Annotated in this window: 2 protein-coding genes; both read right to left on the reverse strand. The window is 37.3% G+C overall.

The annotated features are described in order from the left end of the window. On the reverse strand, positions 1-414 hold a 414-nt coding region (locus Q0L68_RS19415), incomplete at its 3' end, for an N-acetylmuramoyl-L-alanine amidase-like domain-containing protein (protein WP_296705903.1). A gap of 181 nt (positions 415-595) precedes the next feature. Beyond that, positions 596-2,287, reverse strand: a complete 1,692-nt coding sequence (locus Q0L68_RS19420; protein ID WP_296705904.1) for a hypothetical protein — start codon at positions 2,285-2,287, stop codon at positions 596-598. Positions 2,288-2,617 lie beyond the last annotated feature (330 nt).

The following is a 2,617-nucleotide window of genomic DNA, read 5'->3' on the forward strand; positions in this document are numbered from 1 at the left end:
AAAAATCCAATCCGAGAAATAGTGTAGGCGACTTGGATAGCCCTCATTTTTCCCATCCCGATAGCGAATGAATTCCAACTCTTTTTCGAAGGTCTCGAAAGAAAAGTCACTTTTTTCACTCAGTCGCACCAAAGCGATTACAGTTTCTAGGTAAGTAGTGCAATCCAATCCGTTTAGATTAATGACCAATTGCTCAGGTCCGGGAATCTCCAAGGTTTTCTCGACATAGGGTGTTTTGAGAAAATTCTTCCCAATAGCGATCACCTGTTGATTGGTAGCCAAGTCCGCAAGACCTTGTTGAGCAAGTTCGTTTAGCGTTTCCTCCAATTTGGCTTTGTTTTCTAGCGTGCAGACAGTTTGGCTAAAAGAATAATAAGGGGAAAGAATGAGGAGAAGAAAGATGAATTTTTTCATTGGCATAAGTTAAAACTGAAGTAGCGATTAACAAAAAGCTAATTTCAATAACGCCAAATCAGTTAGTCCAATAACCCATATTTAAGGTTGATGTATAGCGGCTGAAAAACTTTATCGATTCAATGACAAGTTATATGGCCAGGCCTTGAATGATGGATTTGTGTTGGGTTGATTGTGATTTTTATTTAGACTCTTCCAGTGATATTTCGGCTCTCAACAGCATATAGGAAGTGGTTGAAATTCCTTTTTTTGTGCCAGGGGCAAAGATTAGTTTTGGGAAAATAGCTTCAATTGCACTGCTAGTATAGCCACTATCCGCTAACATAAAATCAAAGCCGACAACTTTTCCAGTTTCGCCAATATGGAGTAGATAGGATGCAAAGAATACCTTCTCCCAGCCATAAAGCTCAAAAAGTTCAAGGGGAAAAGAGATCTCTTTGCCAGATTCGTCTTCATTTAATAATTGCGGATCGGTATCAGGAATTGGATATCCTCTTTGAATAAGGATAGGTTCATTTTGTTGGGTTTCAAATTTCACCTTTAATATAGGATGGTCGAAAAGTGGGTTTTTTTGAGAGTTTACTACTTTTCCTTCGCGTATCAGGTATTCCTCTTTCAATTTCCCATTTGAGTAAAATTCTCTAAAATAACCGCTTGGTTCACCATTTTCCATTTCTCGGGAGCGATGCAAATTGCCATTTTTGTATTCTCGCTGCTCTCCATCTTCCAAATATTCCTTGAACTGGTATTCATACCGATAGCTGCTGCTAGGTTCAAAAGTGCTTTCCAGGAAATAATAACCCGTACCATTTTCCAATAATTGATTGCCTGTTGAATCCCAGTAATTGATGTAGCGAGGATCCTTACCGCGACGATCTATTTCAAGCCTCTTCTTTCCATCAGGATAATACTCAAAATAGACTGCCGTGTGATTTCCATTTGCGTCCAAAACATACGCGTATTCCAGATTTCCATTTTCATACCATTGTTTTCGTTCTCCGATTGCTTTGCCTAGGGAATCAATTTGCGTCTTATACATCAATTGACCATTTGAGTAGTAAGAGGAGATCTCTGTATAAAATGGGTTTTGATGAATTTCTTTTTGTTGATCCAAACTTCCCAATTCATTGTAAAATCGTTGTGTACCGAGCTGAATGCCCTTTTCATAGGTAAGCTCTTCGGAAAGTTTTCCTGTTGGAGTAAATCTTCTAAGCTTACCATGAATTTGATTGTCCAATACATCAAATTCTATCCGTTCTTTGGTAGAAGAGTCTATTGAACTGATTTTTCCGGAAAAAAAAGTTGGGAATATTTCTCCAGATTCATCCCTTACATAAAGGTGAGAATTTGAGCGAATATGATTTTCGATAAGTTTATAAGAGGTGGGAGAATGTGCGAAATAGGCTTGATCAATCCTGCTTAATTCGGAATCGAATAGCATTTCTTTATTATTGAAATTATTGTTCCAAGCTATCGCACGATCCAAAATCTCGAATCCAATAGTATCTCCAACACTTATGAGGAAGTTTCTGGACTCAGGAATAGTGGCTTCAAAACTATTGTCAAAAAACTGGGAGAACCCTCCATTTGTAACTTGCCCATCCAGCTGAATCCAAAAATATAATCCTTTTATTTCTGGTCTGAGTTTTCGAATAAGTTCCTTTCGTTGAGATTCATTGTACGACTGTGGTAAGCCATTCAAAACGGATACGATAAAGAACTGCTTGCGTAGGCTATAATAATCTGCCTTACTTATTTTAGGGAAAGATTGATCGGGAAATTCAGCAACGTTTGAAGATAAATCCCCTTCATTTTGTGCAAATGAAGTAAGGATCAAACAGAGGTAAACAAAAGTTAAAAATATGTATTGCAATTTAAAGATGTAGTTTTGGAAAATCAAGAATCCAAAATAACTACAAGATTATTAATAAAAAAAAACTCCAAAAAGATGGACTGTGATTAGTTTGTCTTTCTAGAAATAAGTTGCACACCCCTTTTTTTGAACTCCTTTAGAAATAAGTACCAAAAAAAATCTAAGGCGAAAGTGTCAGGTTTTTGTAGCTCCTCCTCAAGAACAAGGAGTCTCCGATGAGCGGAGTTTTTAATAAAAAAAAAGCCTTAACTCTTTCGAATTAAGGCTTTGTAAGCTCCTCCTCAAGGACTTGAACCTTGGACCCTCTGATTAACAGTCAGATGCTCTAAC

The organism is Algoriphagus sp. (assembly GCF_024642405.1).
Classification (GTDB): domain Bacteria; phylum Bacteroidota; class Bacteroidia; order Cytophagales; family Cyclobacteriaceae; genus Algoriphagus.